Here is a 22,718-nt window from a genome sequence, read left to right as displayed (position 1 = left end):
CGTTATTATAACGGTTTGCGTTAAAAAGGTCGTCTGAAACCATTTCAGACGACCTTTCTGCTTCCTAGCTATCCATACTCAGCCGCAACCGCCGCATTTGCCGCAGCCGCTGCTGCAGTCGCGTTTTTTCGGTTTGAACACGAATTTTCGCAAGAGGAAGAATACGCAGGCGAGCATAATCAAGCCGACGATAATATATTGAGTCATGACGATAGTATCCTTGAAGAAATTTGGTAAACCACGAATGCGGCGAAGTAAGCCATCAGGAACAAATAGCCTGTAATCATCACCATATTTTTTGTGGATTTGGTTTCACGTTTAATCACAGCCAATGTCGCGGCGCACATGGGAGCATACACATACCAAGCCAGGAAGGCGAAGGCGGTCGGCAGGCCCCAGTTGTTGTGCACAATCGGAATCAGTGCGTTTTGTACGGCGTCTTCAGACGACGCGCTGACGGCATAGACCGTACCCAGCGCGGCAACGACGACTTCACGCGCGGCGATGCCCGGAATCATGGCGATACACATTTCCCAAGTGAAGCCCAGCGGGGCGAACAGCGGCTGGATGGCGTGGCCGATGGTGCCGGCGAGGCTGTAATCGATTGCCGCGCCCGTTGCGCCTGCAGGCGGTTGCGGCCAGCTTACCAAGCCCCACAGGATCACGGTCAGCGCGAAAATAATCGTACCGGCGCGTTTCAGGAAGGCTTTTACCCTGTCCCACAGGCTGGTCATGATGTGTTTGAAGTTGGGCGTGCGGAAGGTCGGCAGCTCCATCAGAAGCGGGAATTGTTGCACGTTGCCTTTCATCCGCGCCAAGCGTTTCATAATGTACGCCGCCAAAGCAGCCGACAGGATGCCTGCGATATAGAGGACGAACAGCGTCAGCCCTTGCAGGTTGAAAATCCCGCCCACCGTGCGGTTGGGAATGACGGCGGCGATAATCAGCGCGTAAACGGGCAGCCGTGCGGAGCAGGTCAGCAGCGGGGCGACGGCGATGGTCACGAGGCGTTCGCGCGGGTCGTGAATCGTACGCGCCGACATCACGGCGGGGACGGCGCAGGCGAAACTCGACAGGAGCGGGATAAACGAGCGTCCGGACAGGCCGCTTTTCGCCATCACGTTATCCAGCAGGAACGCCGCGCGCGGCAGGTAGCCGGAGTCTTCCAAAAGCAGGATGAAGGCGAACAGAATCGTAATCTGCGGCAGGAACACCAACACGCTGCCGGTACCGGCAATCACGCCGTTGACGATCAAGTCGTTGAGGATGCCCGGCTCCATGTTGGCGCCCACCCATTCGCCCAGTGCGGTAAAGCCGCCTTCGATGGCGTCCATAATCGGTGCTGCCCATGTGTAAACCGCTTGGAACACCATAAACAGGATGACCAGCAGCATAATCATGCCCCAGACGGGGTGCAGCACGATGTCGTCGAGTTTTTTGTGCCATGCGGGCAGCGTCATTTCCGTGCGGACGACCTGTGCCAAAATCGATTCGACTTCTTGATAAAGTTTTTCGCTCTCCAGCGCATCGAGCGTGCGTTCGGCAGAGGCGGGGTTGGCGGGGAAAGAGCGTTTGCGCGGCAGCTTCGCTACGGCTTCGCGTACTGCCTGTACGCCCGATGCGCTCACTGCGACCGTTTCCAAAACGGGTACGCCCAGCAGCTCGCTCAGTTTGGCAGCGTCGATATTCAAGCCCCTTCTGCGGGCGACGTCGCTCAAATTCAGCGACACCACCATAGGCAGTCCCAGCGTTTTCAGTTCCAGAATCATGCGCAGGGTCATACGCAGGTTGGTCGCGTCGGCAACGGCGATGATGGCGTCGGGCGGAATGCCCAGCTTGCCCACGGCCACATCTTTCGCCACCGCTTCGTCGGGGCTGGTCGTGCGCAGGCTGTATGTGCCCGGCAGGTCGATAATGCGGACCGCCTCGTCGTCGAGGAAGGCACCCTCGCGCTTATCGACCGTTACGCCCGGATAATTGGCAACCTTGGCATGTGAGCCGGTCAAACCGTTGAACAAAACGGTTTTGCCGCAGTTTGGCGCGCCAATCAAGGCAAAATAGCTTAGTTCCATTTATTTATTCTCCTTGTTTGATTGTGTGATGAGTTTGGCGTTGGATTGGGGAAAAGGCTTTGAAACGGCGTTTTCAGACGACCTAGGTCGTCTGAAAAGGATGGGGCGGTCAGATTAAATCCGCCTATGCCGCATTTTCAAAATAGAAGCCTGCCTGCGTGTACGGCGGTCAGCCGTCAATCACATGGCACATAATTTTTCCCGCCTCTTCCTGCCGCAACGAGAATTGCGACTGGTTGCCCAAGCGTACGGCAAACGGGCCGCGTCCGAATCCGCCGACGGCAATCACCTGCAACGGCATTCCGCTTGAAAAGCCCAAATCGGCAAGGCGGCGCGTAACCAGCGGGTCGAGTGCGCCGAAAGTCGGATTGGGGACGATGGAATCGATGTGCGCGACCGCGCCTTTACTGAGTTTTGATAAAGGTATGGCAGACATAGGGTGTTTTACTTTCGTTTCGATTGAAAAAAAGACAGCCTGTGAAGACGAATTGGACACAGGGCGGGACAAAGGTATGTCCCAAAGCCCGTCCCCGCAAAAGAAGTAGTTTTGATTGTTTATTGTTTTATTTTATTATGATAATAAATATTATTAACATAAAAATCAAATTCAAAACCGCCCAAAACTTGGTTTTCAGACGACCTCTTGCGGCAAATCAAAAAAAGCGAATGATTTGACGGGAAAGTCGGGAAGGGCTATTGATAAGGTTTTCGTTTGGATGTTTGATAGGCAGAAAAGAGAAAAGGAGCGAATGATGAAAATCTACACCGCCGCAGAAATGCGCGAACACGAACAAATGGCAGTCGATAAAGGCACGACTTTCGAGCAACTGATGGAAAACGCGGGACAAGCCGCCGCCGCGGATTTGCTGCGCCGTTTCCCCAAAGCAGGGAGCGCGTTAATCGTTTGCGGCAAGGGCAACAACGGCGGCGACGGTTTGGTCATCGCGCGCGCGTTGTCGGATCGGGATTGGCAGGTAGATGTTGTTTTCGTCTTGGGAGACAAACTGTCGCCGCTGGCGCAGTTGAACCGCGAGCGTTTGAATCATGCGGACGGCGTCAGCATTATCCGCCCTGACGAACTCAAAGGTCGTCTGAAAACAGGTTACGGCCTCGTTATCGAAGGCATTTTCGGAACAGGCTTCAGCGGCGCATTGCCCGAAACAGCCGCCGCTGTCTGCCGCCTGCTGAATCAAGCCGACGGTTTCAAAATCGCGCTGGACATCCCGACCGGGCTGAACTGCGACACAGGCGAAGCAGACAAAGACACCTTCCGCGCCGATCTGACCTACGCCTTCGCCGCCTACAAACCCGCGCATATGACTGACGCAGGCAAAGCATATTGCGGCGAAACCGTGTGTTTGGATATTGGGATAGAGTAGCCCTCTTCTGGGTTTAGATAAAACGTCGTCTGAAAATATGGCTTTAGCAAAGTCTGCTGTGCCTGTTTTCAGACGACGTTGTTTTTGAGATTGAATATGGAATAAAGTCCTGCAATATGGAAGAAGCCGATACGATCGGAAAGTATATCGTGCAGAAAAACTTCCGAGTGCTTTAAATTCCCAATCGATATGAAATCATCGGGCATTGGCCGAAGTTTGGGGTTTATAACCAAAATCGCTAAACCCGAAAGCAAACATTATTTCCGTCGTCTGAAACGTCGGTATAAAGTGTGCCTGTCAAATATTTGGAGAACAAAATGACTGTCCGCACAACCGCCCTTTTCGCCGCCGCAGTTTTAGCGGCATGCTCGCCGCAATCTGAACAAAACACCGCTTCACCGTCTTCTCCTGCGGCAGACGGCAAAGGTGTGAAACTATTGAATGTTTCTTATGATGTGGCACGAGATTTTTATAAGGAATACAACCCTTTGTTTGTCAAAGAATATCAAAGCAAACACAAGGGCGCAGACATAGACATTCAACAGTCGCACGGCGGTTCCAGCAAGCAGGCATTGTCTGTTGCCAACGGCCTGGCGGCGGATGTCGTTACCATGAACCAGACTTCCGACATCGATTTGTTGGCTCAAAAAGGGCTGATTAAACCCGATTGGGCAAAACGTCTGCCGGACAATGCCGTTCCCTATACCAGCGTAACCGTTTTCCTTGTCCGCAAAGGCAATCCCAAACAAATCAAAGACTGGAACGACTTAGCGAAAGACGGTGTCAAAATCGTACTCGCCAACCCGAAAACTTCCGGCAATGGCCGCTATGCTTTCCTTGGCGCATACGCTTACGGTTTGAAAGCCAACAACGGCGATGAAGCCAAAGCGCAGGAATTTGCCGCTTCCGTCCTGAAAAACACGCCTGTGTTTGAAAACGGCGGACGTGCCGCCACGACAACATTCAGTCAGCGCAATATCGGCGACGTTTTGGTTACCTTTGAAAACGAGGCGAATCACGTCAGTAAAAAACTGACCCAAGATCAGTTTGAAATCGTTTATCCGAGCTATACCATTCTGTCTGAAACCCCTGTTGCCGTTGTGGACAGCGTTGCCGACAAGAAAGGTACGCAGGAAGCCGCTAAGGAATATTTGGAATATCTATGGAGCAAACCCGCGCAGGAGCTTGCCGCCAAACTCTACCTGCGTCCGCGCAATGCCGAAGTCTTCGCCGCACACAAAGCAGATTTCCCCGAAATCGAAACCTTCAGCCCCAACGAAAAATTCGGTACATGGGATGAAATCATGAAAAAATTCTTCGCTGACGGCGGTCTGGTCGATAAACTGTCGCCCAAAAGATAAGTTGGTACTTTGATAAGAAAAACGTCGTCTGAAAACCGGCTTGAGCAAAACCTGCCATGTCGGTTTTCAGACGACGTTGTGTTGAGATGTGATACGGTCGGGGGCGGTTACGCTTTTATCGGTATATGTCTCAACCGAAAATCTTATTTCTATGATTTAGAGGTGCGGTCATGCTTTCTTTTGTGTTGCCAACCAGCATACGGCCGATCCGATGCATACCATCGCCGCACCTTGCCAAAATTCCGTAGGAGGCGGTGCGTCGAGCAGGAAGGATGAAATCAGGGCGGAGAAAACGGGGATAAAATAAGATGCTCCTGCCAAAACGGTCATGTTGCCGCGCGAGATGCCGATGTTCCACACTGCATAGCCCAAACCCATACAGGATGCGGCAGCAAGCGCATATAAGACTGATTCGGTATCGAAATTGAGGCTGCCGTAGCTGCCTGCAAAATATTTAGCCCACAGAACGCAGGAAACGAGGAAAAAGAAAAAGCCGACGGCATTACCCTGCGCCTTAACCCTCGCGGTCAGTGTGCAATATGCCGCCCAAAACAGCGCGTCCAAGAGCGCCATGATATAGCCTGCGGGATTTGCGAGGACATTGCGGTAAATATGGGCTGGGGACAATCCGCCTTCCCCGCCCAAGACAATGGCAATGCCGATGAAGGATAGTGCAAAGCCTATGGCGATCCACCATTTTGCCGGCTGTTTGTTAAACCAGACCGCGCCGATGATGGTAAAAGTCGGCCATAAATAATTGACCATGCCGATTTCGACGGTTTGTCTGGCGTTGTCCGCATATCCGATGGAAAGGGACAGGCACAATTCGCAGCCGACAAAAAAGATACCTGCCCAAAAAAGGTAATTCCGGCTGAAGCGGCGCAAATCGGGTTTGCCGAAAATCAGCAGCAGCAATATCGTGGCAAGGCTGTACATGACCGCTGCGCCGCCTACCGCCCCCATGTGCAGGCTCAAGGTACGGATTAACCCGATGACGGAACTCCAAAAACAGACGGCGAAAAGGCCGATGAAGGTGGCCTGTTTCGGGGAGATGGGATAGGCGGTAATACGGAACATGATGCGGTGTATTGGAAGTGCGGATGGAATGGCGAGAGACGGTAATGTTTTTGTTTGAATCTGCCTGTCTGCGTGTTCAAAAAGGCCGTCTGAAAACATCGCTTCATTGAATGATGCTTTCAGACGACCTTTGTATCGTTTTGCGGGAATCTAGGAAAAACTTGCTCTTTTTTAGAGAGCGATTCCACAGAAAAACGAAGGTTTTTTCAAGGGCGAATTATAATGGAAAAGATGGGAGGCAAACAAGGTGGCATAATGCTTGAATCTTATTTTCATCTCTACAAAAAAGGTCGTCTGAAAATCTGTTTCAACGAAATGAAACGTTGATACCCGTTTTCAGGCGACCTTGTGTTTTTGTGGAAGGATTAATAATCGACCTTAATCTTGGGCGTTTCCTGCGCCGCTTCGTATTCTTCTTCCAGCTCAAACTGCAGCGGATACAAATCCAGCTTTTCCATCAGCAGGCGGTCGCCGTCTTCGTCGGGATTTTCGGTGGTTAAGAGTTTGTCGCCGTAGAAAATCGAGTTCGCGCCCGCCATGAAACACATTGCCTGCATGGATTCGGGCATACTCGAGCGTCCGGCGGAAAGGCGGACATAGCTGTGCGGCATGGTAATCCGCGCCACGGCGATGGTACGGACGAACTCCGTCCAATCCAAATCTTCGGCATCGGCAAGCGGCGTGCCTTCCACTTTAACCAACTGGTTAATCGGTACGCTTTCGGGCTGCGGGTCGAGGTTGGCGAGGCTGGCAATCAGTCCGGCACGTTCGGCGCGGGTCTCGTTCATGCCGACGATGCCGCCGCAGCAGACTTTCAAACCGGCGTTGCGGACTTTGCCTAAGGTGTCCATGCGGTCTTCGTGTTTGCGCGTGTGGATGATGTCGTTGTAACGTTCGGGGTCGGTGTCGAGGTTGTGGTTGTAATAGTCCAAACCTGCTTTTTTGAAGTCTTCCGCCATACCATCTTCAAGCATACCGAACGTGCCACAGGTTTCCATGCCCAAACCCTTCACGGCTTTGATGATTGCGGAAACCGTCTCCACGTCTTTCGGTTTGGGGCCGCGCCATGCCGCGCCCATGCAGAAACGGCTTGCGCCGCGCGATTTGGCGATTTTGGCTTTTTCGACGATTTCGTCCACATCCATCATCTGCTCTTTGCCCAGATTGGTGTTGTGGTGCGCCGATTGCGGGCAGTAGGCGCAGTCTTCGGGGCAGCCGCCGGTTTTGATGGACAACAGGGTGGAAAGCTGGATTTCGCGCGGGTTGAAATTTTGGCGGTGGATTTCGGCGGCTTGGTAAACGAGGTCGAGGAAGGGAAGTCCGAACAGGGCTTCGACATCGCATTTTTTCCAATAGCGCGCGGTCGGATGCGGCTTGCGCTCGGTCTTACGGCGCAAGGCGACGGGAGAGATGGTCATAGTGTGTTCTTTCGTATTTACAGCGGCGCAATGACGCTGACTGCCTGACTGCCGGCGCAATGACGGCAGCGGCACGGTTGGAGTGAAACGTCGTCTGAAAACAGACGAGGAGGAAGTGTAACGCGTTTGAAAAACGGGGGCAAAAAAATTCTAGTCGGCGGTCAGCAAAGGCTTGACAAATTCTGCTTATTTTTTGGGAATTTTATCTGCCTGTTTTTTAATCAATTATATTTTCTTCTTTTATATCAATTATTAATTTGATATATCCACAGCGGAATTCACATAAAGCATGGATAATCGGAAGCAAGGTAAGGAGGTATTTTTTTATCTGGTCATTCCAATTTTCAGAATATTGGGAAAAGGTCGTCTGAAACATACACGGTAATTTCAGATGACCTTTTTATAGTGGTTTAACTTTAAACCAGTACGGCGTTGCCTCGCCTTGCCGTACTATTTGTACTGTCTGCGGCTTCGTCGCCTTGTCCTGATTTAAAGTTAATCCACTATACATTTAATTTTTACACCTGTCAGGCTTGATGAAGTTTGCGGATATAGTCCACTTCTTCTTTGCTGCCCATGAAGACGGCGACGCGTTGGTGCAATCCGACCGGCTTGACATCCAGCATGTCGGTCTGTCCGTCGAAAGCTGCGCCGCCTGCCTGTTCCAAAATCAGGCTCATCGGGTTGGCTTCGTACATCAGGCGCAGTTTGCCCGGTTTGGAGAGATCGCGTTTGTCTTGAGGGTACATGAACACGCCGCCGCGCATCAGGATGCGGTGGATTTCGGCAACCATGCTGGCAACCCAGCGCATATTGTAGTTTTTACCGCGACTGTCGGTTTCACCTGCCAGCAATTCGTCGATATAACGTTGGACGGGCGGCAGCCAATGGCGGCGGTTGGACATATTGATGGCAAATTCTTTGGTGGTTTCGGGAACGCGCGGATTTTCTTTGGTCATCACAAAATTGCCGTCCTCGTCCAAAGTAAAGACGGAAACACCGTGTCCGACGGTCAAGACCAGTTGGGTTTGCGGGCCGTATAAAACATAACCTGCGGCAACTTGATCTCGGCCTTTTTGCAAAAATGACGCCGTTTCCAAATCGCCTTCGGGTTTCTCCAAAATGGAAAAAATTGTGCCGACGGAGATGTTGACATCAATGTTGGACGAGCCGTCCAGCGGGTCGAACAAAACCAAATAGCGTCCGTCAGGATGGGCGGCGACAAAAGTGTCTTCCTCTTCGCTTGCCAAACCGGCAACAGACGGATTGTCTTTTAAGATACGGATGAGAATATCGTTGGCGATAACGTCGAGTTTTTTTTGGTCTTCACCTTGGATGTTGCCTGTACCTGCCATACCCAAAACGCCTGAAAGCGCGCCGAGGCGGACTTTTCCGCTGATTTCGCTGCAGGCGGAGATGACGGATTCCAATACGCTGCCTAATTGTTCGGGCAGGGCGTTTTGCTGTAAATGTTCCGGAAGGAATTGCGCGAATGTGGTCATGTCAAACTCGATTTCTTGAATGATTTTGAAAAACGTCCGAAAAAGGTTCAGACGAGGTTTGAAGAAGGGGGGGGGTGTTTATTTACTGGCCGAAGCGGCGCGCTTGCCGTCCAAACCGACAGTTTCTTTCAAACAGTCCGTGGTGCTCTGTTTGATTTGTTCTTTAACGTTTTCACTGATATTGCCCGACAGGATGGCAGACATATCTTCCACCGAAATGCGGTCTGCCATCTTTTCGGCAGTGCAGGTGCAGACTTGAAGTACGGTTTCTTCCGAAAGCAGGCTTGTTTTCGGTACTTTGGCAACGCATTGCTCCGTTGCGCCTTCGACAAAACCTTTGCGGAATTCGCTTTTGAATTTGTCGGTAACGCTGTCGGAAGACCCGTCTGAACAGGCGGTCGCAGCAAGGGCGAGGAATAAGGATAATACGTTGGTTTTTTTCATCATCGGACAGGAAGGATAAGTTTGGTTCATTGTAATTTAAAACTGCTGCGCCTGCCAGCCGGAGGCGGCAAGGCTTCAGACGACGTAGGTTAGCGCAACTTAAGGTATAATGACGCCCCGCCCGCATCGGTGGCTTCCGTTTGCAGGCGGAAGGATAACAAGAAAGAGTATCAGGAATATGTTGAAAAAATGGCTGAACAAAGTTTTGTCCGGCAGACAGAGCAGGCAAACCGAGGTTCGCAAAGAAATCATCCCCGCTGAAGAATACCGTATCAGCGCGGATATGATCAGTTTTGCAGCGGAAAAAACCGTCAAACGTTTGCAAGAGGAAGGATTCAAAGCCTATATCGTAGGTGGGGCGGTCAGGGATATGCTGTTGGGTGTAGAGCCTAAAGACTTCGATGTCGCCACCGATGCTACGCCGGAGCAGGTGAGAAAAATTTTCCGCCGCAGCCGCATCATCGGCAGGCGTTTTCAAATCGTCCATGTCATGACAGGTCCGGAAACCATAGAAGTAACGACATTCCGCGGCGGCGGCAAGGTGCAGCAAAACGCGCACGGCAGGATTATGAAAGACAACACTTATGGCAGCATAGAAGAAGATGCGATGCGCCGAGACTTTACCTGCAATGCGTTGTATTACGATCCGATACGCGAAGAAATTTTGGATTTCCATAACGGCGTCAACGATATAGCCGACAGAAGCCTGGTTATGATAGGCGATGCTGCGGAGCGGTACCGCGAGGATCCTGTCCGTATCCTGCGCGCCGTACGTTTGTCGGGCAAACTTGGCTTTTCGGTGGAAGAATCCACTGCCGCGCCGATTCCCGAGTATGCTAGTCGTCTGAAACACGAACCCGTCGCCCGCCTGTTTGACGAAATCATGAAGCTGCTGTTTTCCGGCCATGCGCGGGAATGTTTGAAAAAACTTAACAGCTTGGGTGTTTCAGACGACATCCATCCGCTTTTGACTGCGTTGAAATCGGCGGAAAAGCCTGAAAACCGCATTATTTCGCTTGCACTGAAAAACACTGACGAGCGGCTGCGTCAGGACAAATCGGTTTCAGTCGGCTTCGTCTTGGCTGCCGTATTGTGGCCGGATGTCAACCGACGCTGGCAACGGAATCTGGCACAGGGGCAAAAGCCTACGCCTGCTCTGACAGACGCTATCGAATCCCTGCGGAGCGATGTTGAAAAAGGTTGGGGCGTGCCGCAGCGTTTTGCCGCGACCATGCGGGAAATCTGGCAGTTCCAACCGCAATTCGAACAGATGCGCGGCGCCCGTCCGCACCGCCTGCTCGCGCAGCAGCGTTTCCGGGCTGCTTACGACTTTCTGGTGTTGCGCGGCGAAGTGGGCGAGATTGACCGCCAAACGGTCGAATGGTGGAACAGTTTCCAGCATGCCGATGAAGGTTTGCGCAATGAAATGACGACAAACCATGCTCGTGCGCAGGGCAACGAAGGTGTGAAAAAGAAACGCCGCCGCCGTCCGCGCAAAAAGAAAACGGAACAAGGGCAATAGAGATAATAGTCGAAAAGTCGTCTGAAAACGGGTATGACAGGTTTTCAGACGACTTTTTTCATGGGGCTAGAACGGTTGTTTCAAATCTGCCAATATTTTAAGAAATTCAACTGAAAAGGTCGTCTGAAAACTATATTTCAGACGACCTTTTCTATATTTTCACTTAAGAATCAGATTCTTCATTCTTTCGCCGTATTCATCAGCCGCAGGGCTTTGAGGCGACCGATTTCTTTTTGGTATTCCACCAAGCCGATAAATGTTCCGCTTCTGTCGTAAACGCGGATGGGCTGATCGGCGGAGATGTTTTCGGTAAACTGCGGGCGCTGGCCGCATTTGAGCATGGTTACGGCGCGGTCGTTTAGTTCGATTTTGGGGAAGTGCCGCACTAAAACGTCGCAGGGCAGGAGCAGGGCGTCGCGTTCGGTTTCGTTTAATTCTGCCAAGGCTTCGAGCGTGTGGCTTTCGCGGATGGAGAAACCGGCGGTTTCGGTGCGGCGCAGGGCGGTCAGGTGGGCGAACGTGCCGATGTGTTTGGCGATGTCTTCGCTTAGGGTGCGGATGTAGGTGCCTTTGCTGCAACGTACGTCAATGACGGCTTTGGGCGCGTCAAACTCGGTAATATCAATGGCGTAAATGGTGATGTCGCGTGGTTTGCGTTCGATGACGATGCCTTTGCGGGCGTATTCGTACAGCGGTTTGCCTTCGTGTTTGAGGGCGGAAAACATCGGCGGCACTTGGCGGATGTTGCCCGTCAGGGCTTGGCATGCCGTCTGAAATTCGGCTAAGGAAATATCGGCGCGGGCGGTGGCGATGATTTCGCCTTCGGCATCGCCCGTACTGCTGGCTTCGCCGAGTTTCAGCGTGGCGGTGTAGGCTTTGTCGGCATCCAGCAGGTATTGGGCGAACTTGGTCGCTTCGCCGAAGCAGACGGGCAAAAGTCCGGTCGCCAAAGGATCGAGTACGCCGGTATGCCCCGCTTTTTCGGCGTTGTAGAGGCGGCGGGCTTTTTGCAGGGCGGTGTTGCTGGAAAGTCCTTCGGGCTTGTCGAGCAGAAGGACGCCGTTGACGGGGCGTTTGGCGGGTTTGGCGGTCATGTCAGTGAAGGAGGAAGGAAAGGGATAAGATGTAAGTGCCGAGTAGGATGATCGGCGTTTCCGATATTGTTTTTCTGAGGATGATGTGGCTGTGCGGATTTGGTGTTTCTACTGTGTAGCTGCCTTTTTTCAGACGGCCTTGCTTTAAAAGCGTGATGCGGCCGCCGGTACGGCGGAAACTGGCATGAAACAGCGGTTTGGAGAGAGGTGCTTCCCGCCCGTTTAGGTCGGTGATGCGGAAGGGGATTTGTCCGTCTCCATCATGCCAAACCGAGTAATGCCCGTTTTTACCTATGTGGATTTCGTTGCCCGATGCGGTATTAAAGACAGTTGTCCCTTTGCGCAAACTGAAAGCGTAGCAGGCACAATAGGAGAAAAAGACTAAAAACAATAGAAATTCGGGAAAGGTCATGGATATATCCTAAAGCAGAGCAAGGAGGCCGTCTGAAACAGATCTTCGGTTTTAATACCGGGTGTTCAGAAGAGCTTTATTTTTAATCTTCCACCGGCTTTTCCGCCGCCACTTGGTCGATGAGGCTGGAAATGCTCATGCCGCGTTCGAGCGATTCGTCGTATTTGAAGTGCAGTTCCGGCGTTTTGAAGAGTTTGATGCGTTTCGCCAGCTCGCTGCGCAAATGACCTTTGGCGTGTTCCAAGGCTTCTTCGGTGATGTCGCGGGTGCTGTCGTCGAGGACGGTGTAGAACACGGTGGCGTGGCTGTAATCGCGGGTGACTTCGACTTCGTTGATGGTGATGAAGCCTGCGCGCGGGTCTTTCAGGCCGGTGCGGACCAGCTCGGCCAGTTCGCGCATGATTTGTTCTTTGACACGGTCTTGGCGGGCATAGCCGCGTTGCGGTTTTCTCATGGTTTTCCTTAAACGGCGGCGGCCGTTTCAACTTTGTTTTCAGACCGCCTGTGTGAAATAAGTGCGGTATTATAACGGATATACGGCAATTTGAGGTCGTCTGAAAAGGAGTTTGGCTATGCAGAAAATCAAAATCGGATTGGCGGGGTTCGGCATGTCAGCGCAGGTGTTCCATCTGCCGTTTTGGCGTGCGGATGCGCGGTTTGAAGTTGTGCGCGTGTTTGAACGCAGCGGCAATAGGGCGCAGGAAGTCCTGCCGCAGGCGCAGACCGTGCGTTCGTTTGAGGAGTTGCTTACCGACGATGTGGATTTAGTGGTCGTGACCACGCCGAACCAGACGCATTTCGATTTTGCCGCTCAGGCTTTGCGTGCGGGTAAAAATGTGGTGGTGGAAAAACCATTGTGCGCCACGGCGGCGCAAGCCTTGGAACTGGCGGAACTCGCCGAGCGGCAGGGCGTATTGCTGACTGTTTACCAAAACCGCCGTTGGGACAGCGCGCCGCTGACCGCCAAAAAACTGCTTTCAGACGACCTCTTGGGCGAAATTGTGGATGCGGAGTTCCGTTTCGAGCGTTATGCGGCTGCATTGAACAAAAAACGCTGGAAGGAAACGGGCGAGGCGGGGGTAGGGCTGGTGTACGATTTGGGTTCGCACCTCATGGATATGGCGGTCAATATCTTCGGGATGCCCGACGAGCTTTATGCCGATGTGCGTTATCAACATGAAGGAGCGGTCAGCGACGACAATTTCTATATCGTGCTCTATTACGCCGACGGCAAAAAAGTCGCCTTGACCGCAAGCAAATATGCCCGCGAACCTTTGCCGTTCATGACCTTGCACGGCAAACGCGGTTCATACGTCAAACAAAACGCCGACAACCAAGAAGCCTTGCTGCTCGGCGGCGCGCAACCCGTCGGAGCGTGGAACCGTGAATCGGAAGACGAATGGGGCATCCTGCATACGGAAATCGACGGGGCAGTCGTCCGCAAAAAAATCGAAAGCGTCAGCGGAAATTATGCGGCGTTTTATGAAAATCTTTATGACGCGCTGCAAGGCAAATCTCCCGCAGCGGTGCAACCGCGCCAAGTGGCGGAGGTATTGGGGCTGCTGGAAAAAGTATATGAAAGCGCGAGATCAGGGCGTCGGGTGAAGGTGTAGGGAGATTAAAAGTTGCAGGGAACAGGATTTCTGAAATTTTTTAAAATACAGAAGATTAACTCGGAAGTCACTATTTTCTCCTGTGTCTGCGCGAGGACAGGCTATGGCGGGAATCCAGATCTTGGGTATTTCTTCGGTAACATTTAAAAATGGCCGTAATTTCTAATTTTCAGATGCCTACCTTTATAGGAATGACGATGTAGGCATTTCTATCATTTTTAAGGCTATGTTTTCTGTTGAGTGCGGAAAGGTCGTCTGAAAACTTTTAGCGAAACCTGCTATATTCGTTTTCTGACGATCTTTCATATTTTTTATTGAAAGACTGGCAGAGGCTTATTCCTCAGGACGTTCACCGTCGGTGTCGTCCAGTTTGCCTTCGGTAATATCAACGTTGATACCCACGGCGGCACGGATTTTGGCGTCGATTTCGTTGGCGATTTCGGGATTCTCTTTCAGCCATACGCGGACATTGTCTTTGCCTTGTCCGATTTTGGCGCCGTTGTAGCTGTACCATGCGCCTGATTTTTCAACTATGTCATATTTGACGCCAAGGTCAATCAGTTCGCCTTCCCAGCTTACGCCTTCTCCGTACAGAATATCGAATTCTGCTTGGCGGAACGGGGGCGCTACTTTGTTTTTGATGACTTTGACTTTGGTTTCGTTGCCGATAACGTCGTCGCCTTTTTTGATTTGTCCGGTGCGGCGGATGTCGAGGCGGACGGAAGCGTAGAATTTGAGGGCGTTGCCGCCGGTGGTGGTTTCGGGGCTGCCAAACATCACGCCGATTTTCATACGGATTTGGTTGATGAAGACAACCAGTGTGTTGGTGCGTTTGATGTGGCCGGTGAGCTTGCGCAAGGCTTGGCTCATCAGGCGGGCTTGCAGGCCGACATGGCTGTCGCCCATTTCGCCTTCGATTTCGGCTTTGGGTACGAGGGCCGCTACGGAGTCGACAACGACCATGTCCACGCCGCCGGAACGTACCAGGGTGTCGCAGATTTCCAAAGCCTGTTCTCCGGTGTCGGGTTGGGAGAGGTAGAGTTCTTCTACTTTAACGCCGAGTTTGCGGGCGTAAATCGGGTCGAAGGCGTGTTCGGCGTCAATAAAGGCGCAGATACCGCCGTTTTTCTGGCATTGGGCAATGGCTTCGAGACAGAGCGTGGTTTTACCGGAGGATTCGGGGCCGAAGATTTCCACGACACGGCCGCGCGGCAGACCGCCGACGCCTAGTGCCAAGTCCACGCCGAGCGAGCCGGTGGAGATGACGTCAAGGTTTTCTTCTTGCTGGCTGCCGTCCATTTTCATGATGGAGCCTTTGCCGAAGTTTTTTTCAATTTGGGCAAGGGCGGCGGCTAGGGCTTTGCTTTTTTCGTCTGACATGGTGCTGTTCTCGTAAGGGATGTTATCAAAGTAGCTAAGAATTTGTTTAGCTATTATCGCATAAATTAAGAAAAAGTATAGTTTTATTTCGGTTTTATTTCATATTTTGGATAAATTGTTGTTAATTATCTGAATTATATGATTTATGAGTTGTATGTTTGGATGTATTAAGAGTGCTGAAAGGTCGTCTGAAAGCGAATATTTCATTTTCAGACGACCTTTTTGGATTTGAACTCAATAGATAATGTTTTTGCCGTAGCTTTCCAAAATCGATTTGATTTTGAGGATGGTTTCTTTGGGAGGCGGATGTACGCCGGTGAGTTTGTAGGTGTCGCCGCACAATGCCCATTTGTGCGCGCCCAGTTCGTGATAAGGAAGGAGTTCGACCATTTCGACGTTGTCCATGTCTGCGATGAATTCGCCGAGCAGGTGGGCGGAACGGTCGTCATCGGTATAGCCCGGCACGACGACGTAGCGGACGCGGGCGGGCTGTTTGCGTTCGGCGAGGTAGTGGGCGAATTTGAGGGTTTTGGTATTGGGGATGCCGACGAGGACTTTGTGGATTTCGGGGTCGATTTGTTTTAAATCGAGCATGACGAGGTTGGTGTGGTCGATCAGGTCGTCAAGGATGGAATCGTAATGCAGGGCGTAGCCGTTGCTGTCGAGGCAGGTGTGGATGTCGTGTTCGCGGCAGGCGGTGAACCAGTCGCGTACGAATTCGTATTGCAGGAGCGGTTCGCCGCCTGTGGCGGTAACGCCGCCACCTGTGGCGCGCAGGTAGTGTCGGTAGGACATGACTTGCTTCATGACTTCGGGCACGGTCATTTCTTGGGCCTGTTCGGTGTGCAAGTCCCATGTGTCGCGGTTGTGGCAGTAGAGGCAGCGCATGAGGCAGCCTTGCAGGAAGAGGACGTAGCGCAACCCGGGACCGTCCACTGCGCCGCAGGATTCTACGGAATGGACGATGCCTTTGCCGTTGTAATGGCGGTGTCCGAGGTCTTTGGCGGGGGCGGGCGTTTCGGGGTTGATGGCGATGGATGTCTGCATGGTGTCTGATGTACCGGATATTGGGGTCGTCTGAAAACTTGTTTTTGTGTTGCAGAGGGTTCTTCTTATTGGATTAATATGCGGGCATTGCGTTCCCTGTTGTGGGAAGTTTATGGGCTGTTTTTAAATAGGTAAATGGGTTTTAATGATAACTCTATTGTACCGCCTTCGGTCGTCTTGATTTGAAGTTAATCCACTGGATTTTGATATTATCAAACCATTGCTTCAAGCAAAATCAAGCCGGGTTCCGGATAATCCGTCCCCCGGCTTGGTTTACTGTAAACCCTTTGCTTTACATGGTTTGTGTAAAGGTGCGGGTAATCACGTCAAGCTGCTGTTCTCGGGTCAGCGAGTTGAAGCGTACGGCGTAACCGGACACGCGGATGGTCAGTTGCGGATATTTGTCCGGATTGTTCATCGCGTCTTCCAGCGTTTCGCGGGTCAATACGTTGACGTTCAGGTGTTGGCCGCCTTCCACTTCTCCTTCTTCGTGGTGGAAGTAACCGTCCATCAGGCCTGCGAGGTTGCGTTCGCGGGAATTTTCGTCTTTACCCAATGCACCCGGCACGATGGAGAAGGTGTAGGAAATACCGTCTTTGGCAAACTCGAACGGCAGTTTGGCCACGGAAGTCAGCGAAGCGACGGCGCCGTTGACATCACGGCCGTGCATCGGGTTGGCGCCCGGACCGAACGGTGCGCCTGCGCGGCGGCCGTCCGGCGTATTGCCGGTTTTTTTGCCGTATACGACGTTGGAGGTAATGGTCAACACGGACTGGGTCGGCGTTGCGTTGCGGTAAGTTTTGTGGGTCGCCACTTTTTTCATGAAGCGTTCCACCAAATCGCAGGCAATATCGTCCACGCGGTCGTCGTTGTTACCGAACTGCGGATATTCGCCTTCGATTTCAAAGTCGACGGCAATACCGTTTTCATCACGAATCGGTTTGACTTTGGCGTATTTGATGGCGGACAGTGAGTCGGCGGCCACAGACAAACCGGCGATACCGCAAGCCATAGTGCGTTTCACGTCGCGGTCGTGCAGCGCCATCAACGCGGCTTCGTAGCTGTATTTGTCATGCATGTAATGGATGATGTTCAACGCGGTAACGTATTGGGTTGCCAGCCAATCCATGAATTTGTCCATGCGTGCAAAGACAGTGTCGTAGTCCAAAACTTCGTCCATAATCGGTTCGGTTTTCGGGCCGACCTGGTCTTTGGATTTTTCGTCCACGCCGCCGTTGATTGCGTACAGCAGGGTTTTCGCCAAGTTGGCGCGTGCGCCGAAGAACTGCATTTGTTTGCCGACCACCATCGGGCTGACGCAGCAGGCAATGGCGTAGTCGTCGCTGTTGAAATCCGGACGCATCAAATCGTCGTTTTCATATTGGATGGACGAGGTGTCGATGGACACTTTGGCGCAAAACTCTTTAAAGCCTTGCGGCAGTTGTTCGGACCACAACACGGTGATATTCGGTTCGGGAGACGGACCCATGTTGTACAGGGTGTGCAGCACGCGGAAGTTGGTGCGGGTTACCAGCGTGCGGCCGTCCAAACCCATACCGCCGATGGATTCGGTTGCCCAAATCGGGTCGCCGGAGAAGAGTTGGTCGTATTCGGGCGTACGCAGGAAACGGACCATACGCAGTTTCATCACCAAATGGTCGATAAATTCTTGCGCTTGGGTTTCGGTAATTACGCCGTTTTTCAGGTCGCGCTCGATGTAGATATCCAAGAATGAAGACACGCGACCGAACGACATGGCGGCGCCGTTTTGCGATTTAACGGCGGCAAGGTAGCCGAAGTAAGTCCATTGGATGGCTTCTTGTGCATTTCTCGCAGGACCGGAAATGTCGTAGCCGTAAGAGGCTGCCATTTCTTTCATTTGACCCAAGGCTTTGTATTGGTCGTTGATTTCTTCGCGGCGGCGGATGACTTCTTCCAAATCCACGCCGTTTTCCAAATCGGCTTGCAGCGAGTTGAACTGGTTGAGTTTGTCTTTCATCAAGAAGTCGATACCGTACAATGCCACGCGGCGGTAGTCGCCGATGATGCGACCACGACCGTAAGCATCCGGCAAACCGGTGATCACACCGGATTTGCGACAACGGCGGATGTCGGGCGTATAAACGTCAAACACGCCTTGATTATGGGTTTTGCGGTATTTGGTGAAGATTTCGCTAACTTCGGGGTTCAACTCGACGTTGTACACTTTGCACGCGTCTTGTACCATTTTCAAACCGCCGAACGGCATGATCGAGCGTTTCAGAGGCTCATCTGTTTGCAGGCCGACGATGGTTTCCAAATCTTTATCGATATAGCCCGGTGCATGGCTGGTAATGCCGGACACAACTTGCGCATCGATTTTGTAGGGTTCGTGCGTGCGGTTTTCGACTTTGATGCCTTCCATCACTTCCGCCCACAGTTTGGTCGTCGCCTCGGTTGCAGGCGCGAGGAAAGACGCATCGCCTTCATAAGGCGTATAGTTTTTCTGAATAAAATCGCGCACGTCGACATTGGTTTCCCAATTACCGCCGACAAAACCTTCCCAAGCGGCAGGGCGTTGCTGTACATCGGTTGACATATCAAGCTCCTAATTTGTCAGATAGAATTTATAGGTAGAAGAAATTTACCTTTGCAGAATAGCACTTTAGCTCTATGAAGTGTAACGATTGGCGGAGATGTGAATGCATACCCGATGTTTTTTTGACTTACATCAATGAGAACAGTTATTACTTAAAACTACATTTTATTTTTCAAGCCTTTAGCGTGTAAACAAGTGTAGAATATAAAATTAAGCCATGAAAACTTGTCCGGTTTTCAGGGCTTTTGTATGGGGTTGGGGTTTCATGGGGTTACATATTCTTTAGAAGAAGGTAAGTCGTCTGAAAAACTGAAATACTGTTTTCCAGACGGGCTTGATGAAAAGAAAAACGGCATATCCGAAAAGATATGCCGTTTATGGGTGCAGGGACTGCTATATTTGGCAGTGGTTTGTGTTTTAGTCCTCTTGCGCCGCTGTTTGCAGGTAGTTCGGCAAACCGACTTTGCCGATCAGCTCCTGCTGGGTTTCGAGCCAGTCGATGTGTTCTTCGTTGATGTCTTTTTGTTTTTCCAACAAATCACGGCTGACGTAGTCTTGCTGTTGTTCCGCGATGGCGATGGCAGCGATGAGGGCATCGTGTTTTTCCTGTTCTTTCGTCAAATCGCAGGACAGGATTTCCTCGGTTGATTCGCCGATCAGCAGTTTGCCCAATTCTTGCAGGTTAGGCAGACCCTCCAAGAACAAAATACGCTCGATTAAATCGTCTGCGGATTTCATTTCGCGGATGGACTGTTTGAAGAAATGTTCGCCCAATTCTTCAAAGCCCCAGTTTTTCAAAATGCGGGCATGCAGGAAATATTGGTTGATGGTAACCAAAAGCAAGCCCAAGTTTTTATTCAATTCGCGGATAACTAAGCGATCGCCTTTCATTTTCAGCTCCTTATACGCTTAATTACAGTTGGCTTTGGTAGTAGTTGCCTTCGCCGACGAGTTCGATCAGACGCAGTTGTTGTTCCAGCCAGTGGGCGTGATCTTCCTCAGTGTCTTTCAACTGGGCAATCATCAAATCACGGGTAACGTAGTCTTGTGCTTCTTCGCACAGTTTGATGCCTTTTTTCAATGCATCGCGTACTTCGTACTCGGTGTTCAAATCCGCTTTCAGGCAGGAAATCACGTCGGTACCGATGTTCAGTTCGGCACGGGTCATTTTAGGCGTACCGCCCAGCATCAGGATACGGCGGATGAAGTCTTCGGCGTGAGTGGTTTCTTCTTCCATCTCATGATTCAGACGTTCGAACAGTTTGTTGTAGCCCCATTCGGAGTACAGGCGTGAGTGGATGAAGTATTGATCGCGTGCAGCCAGCTCGCCGGACAACAGTTCGTTCATATAATCGATAACAGCTTGATTGCCTTGCATAATTCTTTCTCTTTCTTTGAAATTGTAAAGTGTCTGTAAAAAACATTGCGTGTTGTTTCTTGATGGCTGAATTGTATGAAAAAGCCTGACGCTTGACAAATTTTCTATTTAAAATACAAACAATTATCAAAAGAAACAGAAGCCTTAAAAGGTCGTCTGAAAATTCAATATCTTGTTTTATATAGATATTTGTTGCCATTGGTATTAAGAATCCATTTCAACATTCAAAAACATTTACACTCTTTAACCATAAATAAAAGCAAATAAATTATAAAATCCAATCAAATTTTATTATTAATTATTCTCAAATGCTTTTAAAGTTAATCCACTATATCGTCAAACTGTGCCGCAGTACACATATAGTGAATGACGGTTGAACCAGGACAAACGCCGTACCAATTCAAATTTAATCTACTCCCCCTCCGTCCGATAAGATGAACCGTGATATAATCGCGAGTTACTTTTTGATAAAAATCATTTGAAATACATATCACCATGAAACAAATTCGCAACATTGCCATCATCGCCCACGTCGACCACGGCAAAACCACATTAGTTGACCAACTGCTGCGCCAATCCGGTACATTCCGCGCCAACCAGCAGGTTGACGAACGCGTGATGGACAGCAACGACCTTGAAAAAGAACGCGGCATTACCATCCTCGCCAAAAATACCGCCATCGATTACGAAGGCTACCACATCAACATCGTCGACACTCCGGGACACGCCGACTTCGGCGGCGAGGTGGAGCGTGTTTTGGGTATGGTGGACTGCGTCGTATTGTTGGTAGATGCGCAGGAAGGCCCGATGCCGCAAACCCGTTTCGTTACCAAAAAAGCCTTGGCTTTGGGACTGAAACCGATCGTCGTCATCAATAAAATCGACAAACCGTCCGCCCGCCCGAGCTGGGTCATCGACCAAACTTTCGAACTCTTCGACAACTTGGGCGCAACCGACGAGCAATTGGACTTTCCGATTGTCTACGCTTCCGGCCTGTCCGGTTTCGCCAAACTGGAAGAAACCGACGAGAGCAACGACATGCGTCCGCTGTTCGACACCATCTTAAAACACACGCCCGCACCGAGCGGCAGCGCGGACGAAACGCTGCAACTGCAAATTTCCCAACTCGACTACGACAACTACACCGGCCGTCTTGGCATCGGTCGTATCCTGAACGGACGTATCAAACCCGGCCAAGTCGTTGCCGTGATGAACCACGATCAGCAAATTGCCCAAGGGCGCATCAACCAGCTTTTGGGTTTCAAAGGTTTGGAACGCGTACCGCTTGAAGAAGCCGAAGCTGGCGACATCGTGATTATTTCCGGTATCGAAGACATCGGTATCGGCGTAACCATCACCGACAAAGACAACCCCAAAGGCTTGCCGATGTTGAGCGTGGACGAACCGACGCTGACCATGGACTTTATGGTGAACACCAGCCCGTTGGCGGGTACCGAAGGCAAATTCGTGACCAGCCGCCAAATCCGCGACCGCCTGCAAAAAGAATTGCTGACCAACGTCGCCCTGCGCGTGGAAGATACCGCCGATGCCGACGTGTTCCGCGTATCCGGACGTGGCGAACTGCACCTGACCATTTTGCTGGAAAACATGCGCCGCGAAGGCTTTGAACTGGCAGTCGGCAAGCCGCGCGTGGTGTACCGCGACATCGACGGTCAAAAATGCGAACCATATGAAAACCTGACTGTGGACGTACCGGACGAAAACCAAGGCGCGGTAATGGAAGAACTCGGCCGCCGCCGCGGCGAACTGACCAATATGGAAAGTGACGGCAACGGCCGTACCCGCCTCGAATACCATATTCCCGCGCGCGGCTTAATCGGTTTCCAAGGCGAATTCATGACCCTGACGCGCGGCGTCGGCCTGATGAGCCACGTATTCGACGACTACGCGCCCGTGAAACCCGATATGCCCGGCCGCCACAACGGTGTACTGATTTCCCAAGAGCAAGGTGAAGCCGTCGCTTATGCCTTATGGAATCTGGAAGACCGCGGCCGTATGTTCGTGTCGCCCAACGATAAAATCTACGAAGGCATGATTATCGGCATCCACAGCCGCGACAATGATTTGGTGGTCAACCCGCTCAAAGGTAAAAAACTCACCAACATCCGCGCCAGCGGCACCGACGAAGCCGTGCGCCTGACCACGCCGATCAAGCTGACGCTGGAAGGTGCGGTCGAGTTTATCGATGATGACGAACTCGTTGAAATCACGCCGCAGTCCATCCGCCTGCGCAAGCGTTATCTGAGCGAACTCGAACGCCGCCGCCACTTTAAAAAGCTGGATTGATTCCACTAGACTGTTGATGAAATGAAAAAAAGTCGTCTGAAAATTTTCAGACGACTGTAAGCCGCCGCCGCCTTTTGCACTTTGTTACATTAACTTTTGCACTCGGTACGTTTTAAAAGTTGCGACAGCTTTTG

20 protein-coding genes are annotated in these 22,718 nt (G+C 51.5%); 5 read left to right on the top strand and 15 right to left on the bottom strand.

The window, feature by feature from the left end; translation table 11 throughout:
* Nucleotides 1-78: 78 nt before the first annotated feature.
* The 3 genes from RSJ68_05690 to RSJ68_05680 all read right to left on the bottom strand — a co-directional run bounded on the left by RSJ68_05690 (nucleotide 79) and on the right by RSJ68_05680 (nucleotide 2,508).
* Nucleotides 79-207, bottom strand: a complete 129-nt coding sequence (locus RSJ68_05690; GenBank protein WNU98208.1) for a FeoB-associated Cys-rich membrane protein — start codon at nucleotides 205-207, stop codon at nucleotides 79-81.
* Nucleotides 204-2,072, bottom strand: a complete 1,869-nt coding sequence (locus RSJ68_05685) for a ferrous iron transporter B (protein WNU98207.1) — start codon at nucleotides 2,070-2,072, stop codon at nucleotides 204-206. The genes RSJ68_05690 and RSJ68_05685 overlap by 4 nt, the downstream gene beginning before the upstream one ends.
* Before the next feature lie 169 nt (nucleotides 2,073-2,241).
* On the bottom strand, nucleotides 2,242-2,508 hold the full coding sequence (locus RSJ68_05680; protein WNU98206.1) for a FeoA family protein: 267 nt from the start codon (nucleotides 2,506-2,508) through the stop codon (nucleotides 2,242-2,244).
* A gap of 316 nt (nucleotides 2,509-2,824) precedes the next feature.
* On the opposite strand from RSJ68_05680, the gene RSJ68_05675 reads away from it, so the two are divergent.
* Nucleotides 2,825-3,451, top strand: a complete 627-nt coding sequence (locus tag RSJ68_05675) for an NAD(P)H-hydrate epimerase (protein ID WNU98351.1) — start codon at nucleotides 2,825-2,827, stop codon at nucleotides 3,449-3,451.
* Nucleotides 3,452-3,768: 317 nt separating this feature from the next.
* On the top strand, nucleotides 3,769-4,812 hold the full coding sequence (locus RSJ68_05670) for a sulfate ABC transporter substrate-binding protein (GenBank protein WNU98205.1): 1,044 nt from the start codon (nucleotides 3,769-3,771) through the stop codon (nucleotides 4,810-4,812).
* Nucleotides 4,813-4,980: 168 nt separating this feature from the next.
* Here RSJ68_05670 and yddG read toward each other — a convergent pair whose 3' ends face one another.
* The 4 genes from yddG to RSJ68_05650 all read right to left on the bottom strand — a co-directional run bounded on the left by yddG (nucleotide 4,981) and on the right by RSJ68_05650 (nucleotide 9,283).
* Entirely contained in the window at nucleotides 4,981-5,889 is a 909-nt protein-coding gene (gene yddG / locus RSJ68_05665; GenBank protein ID WNU98204.1) for an aromatic amino acid DMT transporter YddG, read from the bottom strand.
* A gap of 365 nt (nucleotides 5,890-6,254) precedes the next feature.
* On the bottom strand, nucleotides 6,255-7,307 hold the full coding sequence (gene bioB / locus RSJ68_05660) for a biotin synthase BioB (GenBank protein WNU98203.1): 1,053 nt from the start codon (nucleotides 7,305-7,307) through the stop codon (nucleotides 6,255-6,257).
* Between the two features lie 527 nt (nucleotides 7,308-7,834).
* On the bottom strand, nucleotides 7,835-8,809 hold the full coding sequence (locus tag RSJ68_05655; GenBank protein WNU98202.1) for a class 1 fructose-bisphosphatase: 975 nt from the start codon (nucleotides 8,807-8,809) through the stop codon (nucleotides 7,835-7,837).
* 78 nt (nucleotides 8,810-8,887) lie between these two features.
* Nucleotides 8,888-9,283, bottom strand: a complete 396-nt coding sequence (locus RSJ68_05650; protein WNU98201.1) for a hypothetical protein — start codon at nucleotides 9,281-9,283, stop codon at nucleotides 8,888-8,890.
* A 148-nt stretch (nucleotides 9,284-9,431) separates the two neighbouring features.
* Between RSJ68_05650 and RSJ68_05645 the strand changes: the two genes are divergently transcribed.
* On the top strand, nucleotides 9,432-10,775 hold the full coding sequence (locus tag RSJ68_05645; GenBank protein WNU98200.1) for a polynucleotide adenylyltransferase PcnB: 1,344 nt from the start codon (nucleotides 9,432-9,434) through the stop codon (nucleotides 10,773-10,775).
* 179 nt (nucleotides 10,776-10,954) lie between these two features.
* Here RSJ68_05645 and truB read toward each other — a convergent pair whose 3' ends face one another.
* The 3 genes from truB to rbfA all read right to left on the bottom strand — a co-directional run bounded on the left by truB (nucleotide 10,955) and on the right by rbfA (nucleotide 12,735).
* On the bottom strand, nucleotides 10,955-11,869 hold the full coding sequence (truB, locus tag RSJ68_05640) for a tRNA pseudouridine(55) synthase TruB (GenBank protein ID WNU98199.1): 915 nt from the start codon (nucleotides 11,867-11,869) through the stop codon (nucleotides 10,955-10,957).
* 1 nt (nucleotide 11,870) lies between these two features.
* Nucleotides 11,871-12,281: a hypothetical protein gene (locus RSJ68_05635; protein ID WNU98198.1), complete on the bottom strand. Its 411-nt coding sequence runs from the start codon at nucleotides 12,279-12,281 to the stop codon at nucleotides 11,871-11,873.
* An 82-nt stretch (nucleotides 12,282-12,363) separates the two neighbouring features.
* Nucleotides 12,364-12,735 (bottom strand): 30S ribosome-binding factor RbfA, encoded by a 372-nt coding sequence (gene rbfA, locus RSJ68_05630; protein ID WNU98197.1) that lies wholly within the window; start codon nucleotides 12,733-12,735, stop codon nucleotides 12,364-12,366.
* Between the two features lie 118 nt (nucleotides 12,736-12,853).
* On the opposite strand from rbfA, the gene RSJ68_05625 reads away from it, so the two are divergent.
* On the top strand, nucleotides 12,854-13,894 hold the full coding sequence (locus RSJ68_05625; protein WNU98196.1) for a Gfo/Idh/MocA family oxidoreductase: 1,041 nt from the start codon (nucleotides 12,854-12,856) through the stop codon (nucleotides 13,892-13,894).
* Between the two features lie 333 nt (nucleotides 13,895-14,227).
* On the opposite strand, the gene recA is transcribed toward RSJ68_05625, so the two are convergent.
* The 5 genes from recA to bfr (RSJ68_05600) form a co-directional block, all read right to left on the bottom strand.
* Nucleotides 14,228-15,274 carry a recombinase RecA gene (gene recA / locus RSJ68_05620; protein WNU98195.1) on the bottom strand — a complete coding sequence of 349 codons (1,047 nt, stop codon included), beginning with the start codon at nucleotides 15,272-15,274 and terminating at the stop codon, nucleotides 14,228-14,230.
* Between the two features lie 234 nt (nucleotides 15,275-15,508).
* Complete coding sequence (pflA, locus tag RSJ68_05615; GenBank protein ID WNU98194.1) at nucleotides 15,509-16,321, bottom strand: pyruvate formate lyase 1-activating protein; 813 nt, start codon at nucleotides 16,319-16,321, stop codon at nucleotides 15,509-15,511.
* 292 nt (nucleotides 16,322-16,613) lie between these two features.
* On the bottom strand, nucleotides 16,614-18,899 hold the full coding sequence (gene pflB, locus RSJ68_05610) for a formate C-acetyltransferase (GenBank protein ID WNU98193.1): 2,286 nt from the start codon (nucleotides 18,897-18,899) through the stop codon (nucleotides 16,614-16,616).
* Nucleotides 18,900-19,316: 417 nt separating this feature from the next.
* Nucleotides 19,317-19,790, bottom strand: coding sequence for a bacterioferritin (bfr, locus tag RSJ68_05605; protein WNU98192.1), 474 nt, complete (start codon nucleotides 19,788-19,790; stop codon nucleotides 19,317-19,319).
* Nucleotides 19,791-19,812: 22 nt separating this feature from the next.
* Nucleotides 19,813-20,277 carry a bacterioferritin gene (bfr, locus tag RSJ68_05600; GenBank protein ID WNU98191.1) on the bottom strand — a complete coding sequence of 155 codons (465 nt, stop codon included), beginning with the start codon at nucleotides 20,275-20,277 and terminating at the stop codon, nucleotides 19,813-19,815.
* A 495-nt stretch (nucleotides 20,278-20,772) separates the two neighbouring features.
* On the opposite strand from bfr (RSJ68_05600), the gene typA reads away from it, so the two are divergent.
* Complete coding sequence (gene typA, locus RSJ68_05595; GenBank protein WNU98190.1) at nucleotides 20,773-22,584, top strand: translational GTPase TypA; 1,812 nt, start codon at nucleotides 20,773-20,775, stop codon at nucleotides 22,582-22,584.
* Nucleotides 22,585-22,718: the final 134 nt, after the last annotated feature.

This window comes from Neisseria sp. DTU_2020_1000833_1_SI_GRL_NUU_006 (genome assembly GCA_032388755.1).
GTDB lineage: Bacteria > Pseudomonadota > Gammaproteobacteria > Burkholderiales > Neisseriaceae > Neisseria > Neisseria sicca_C.
The sequence above is the reverse complement of the archived record's forward strand: the minus strand, read 5'-3'. Positions and strand labels throughout refer to the sequence as shown.

Coding starts and splice junctions, on each gene's coding strand:
- RSJ68_05690 (WNU98208.1), bottom strand. CDS start 207: ATGACTCAATATATTATCGTCGGCTTGATTATGCTCGCCTGCGTATTC.
- RSJ68_05685 (WNU98207.1), bottom strand. CDS start 2,072: ATGGAACTAAGCTATTTTGCCTTGATTGGCGCGCCAAACTGCGGCAAA.
- RSJ68_05680 (WNU98206.1), bottom strand. CDS start 2,508: ATGTCTGCCATACCTTTATCAAAACTCAGTAAAGGCGCGGTCGCGCAC.
- RSJ68_05675 (WNU98351.1), top strand. CDS start 2,825: ATGAAAATCTACACCGCCGCAGAAATGCGCGAACACGAACAAATGGCA.
- RSJ68_05670 (WNU98205.1), top strand. CDS start 3,769: ATGACTGTCCGCACAACCGCCCTTTTCGCCGCCGCAGTTTTAGCGGCA.
- yddG (WNU98204.1), bottom strand. CDS start 5,889: ATGTTCCGTATTACCGCCTATCCCATCTCCCCGAAACAGGCCACCTTC.
- bioB (WNU98203.1), bottom strand. CDS start 7,307: ATGACCATCTCTCCCGTCGCCTTGCGCCGTAAGACCGAGCGCAAGCCG.
- RSJ68_05655 (WNU98202.1), bottom strand. CDS start 8,809: ATGACCACATTCGCGCAATTCCTTCCGGAACATTTACAGCAAAACGCC.
- RSJ68_05650 (WNU98201.1), bottom strand. CDS start 9,283: ATGAACCAAACTTATCCTTCCTGTCCGATGATGAAAAAAACCAACGTA.
- RSJ68_05645 (WNU98200.1), top strand. CDS start 9,432: ATGTTGAAAAAATGGCTGAACAAAGTTTTGTCCGGCAGACAGAGCAGG.
- truB (WNU98199.1), bottom strand. CDS start 11,869: ATGACCGCCAAACCCGCCAAACGCCCCGTCAACGGCGTCCTTCTGCTC.
- RSJ68_05635 (WNU98198.1), bottom strand. CDS start 12,281: ATGACCTTTCCCGAATTTCTATTGTTTTTAGTCTTTTTCTCCTATTGT.
- rbfA (WNU98197.1), bottom strand. CDS start 12,735: ATGAGAAAACCGCAACGCGGCTATGCCCGCCAAGACCGTGTCAAAGAA.
- RSJ68_05625 (WNU98196.1), top strand. CDS start 12,854: ATGCAGAAAATCAAAATCGGATTGGCGGGGTTCGGCATGTCAGCGCAG.
- recA (WNU98195.1), bottom strand. CDS start 15,274: ATGTCAGACGAAAAAAGCAAAGCCCTAGCCGCCGCCCTTGCCCAAATT.
- pflA (WNU98194.1), bottom strand. CDS start 16,321: ATGCAGACATCCATCGCCATCAACCCCGAAACGCCCGCCCCCGCCAAA.
- pflB (WNU98193.1), bottom strand. CDS start 18,899: ATGTCAACCGATGTACAGCAACGCCCTGCCGCTTGGGAAGGTTTTGTC.
- bfr (WNU98192.1), bottom strand. CDS start 19,790: ATGAAAGGCGATCGCTTAGTTATCCGCGAATTGAATAAAAACTTGGGC.
- bfr (WNU98191.1), bottom strand. CDS start 20,277: ATGCAAGGCAATCAAGCTGTTATCGATTATATGAACGAACTGTTGTCC.
- typA (WNU98190.1), top strand. CDS start 20,773: ATGAAACAAATTCGCAACATTGCCATCATCGCCCACGTCGACCACGGC.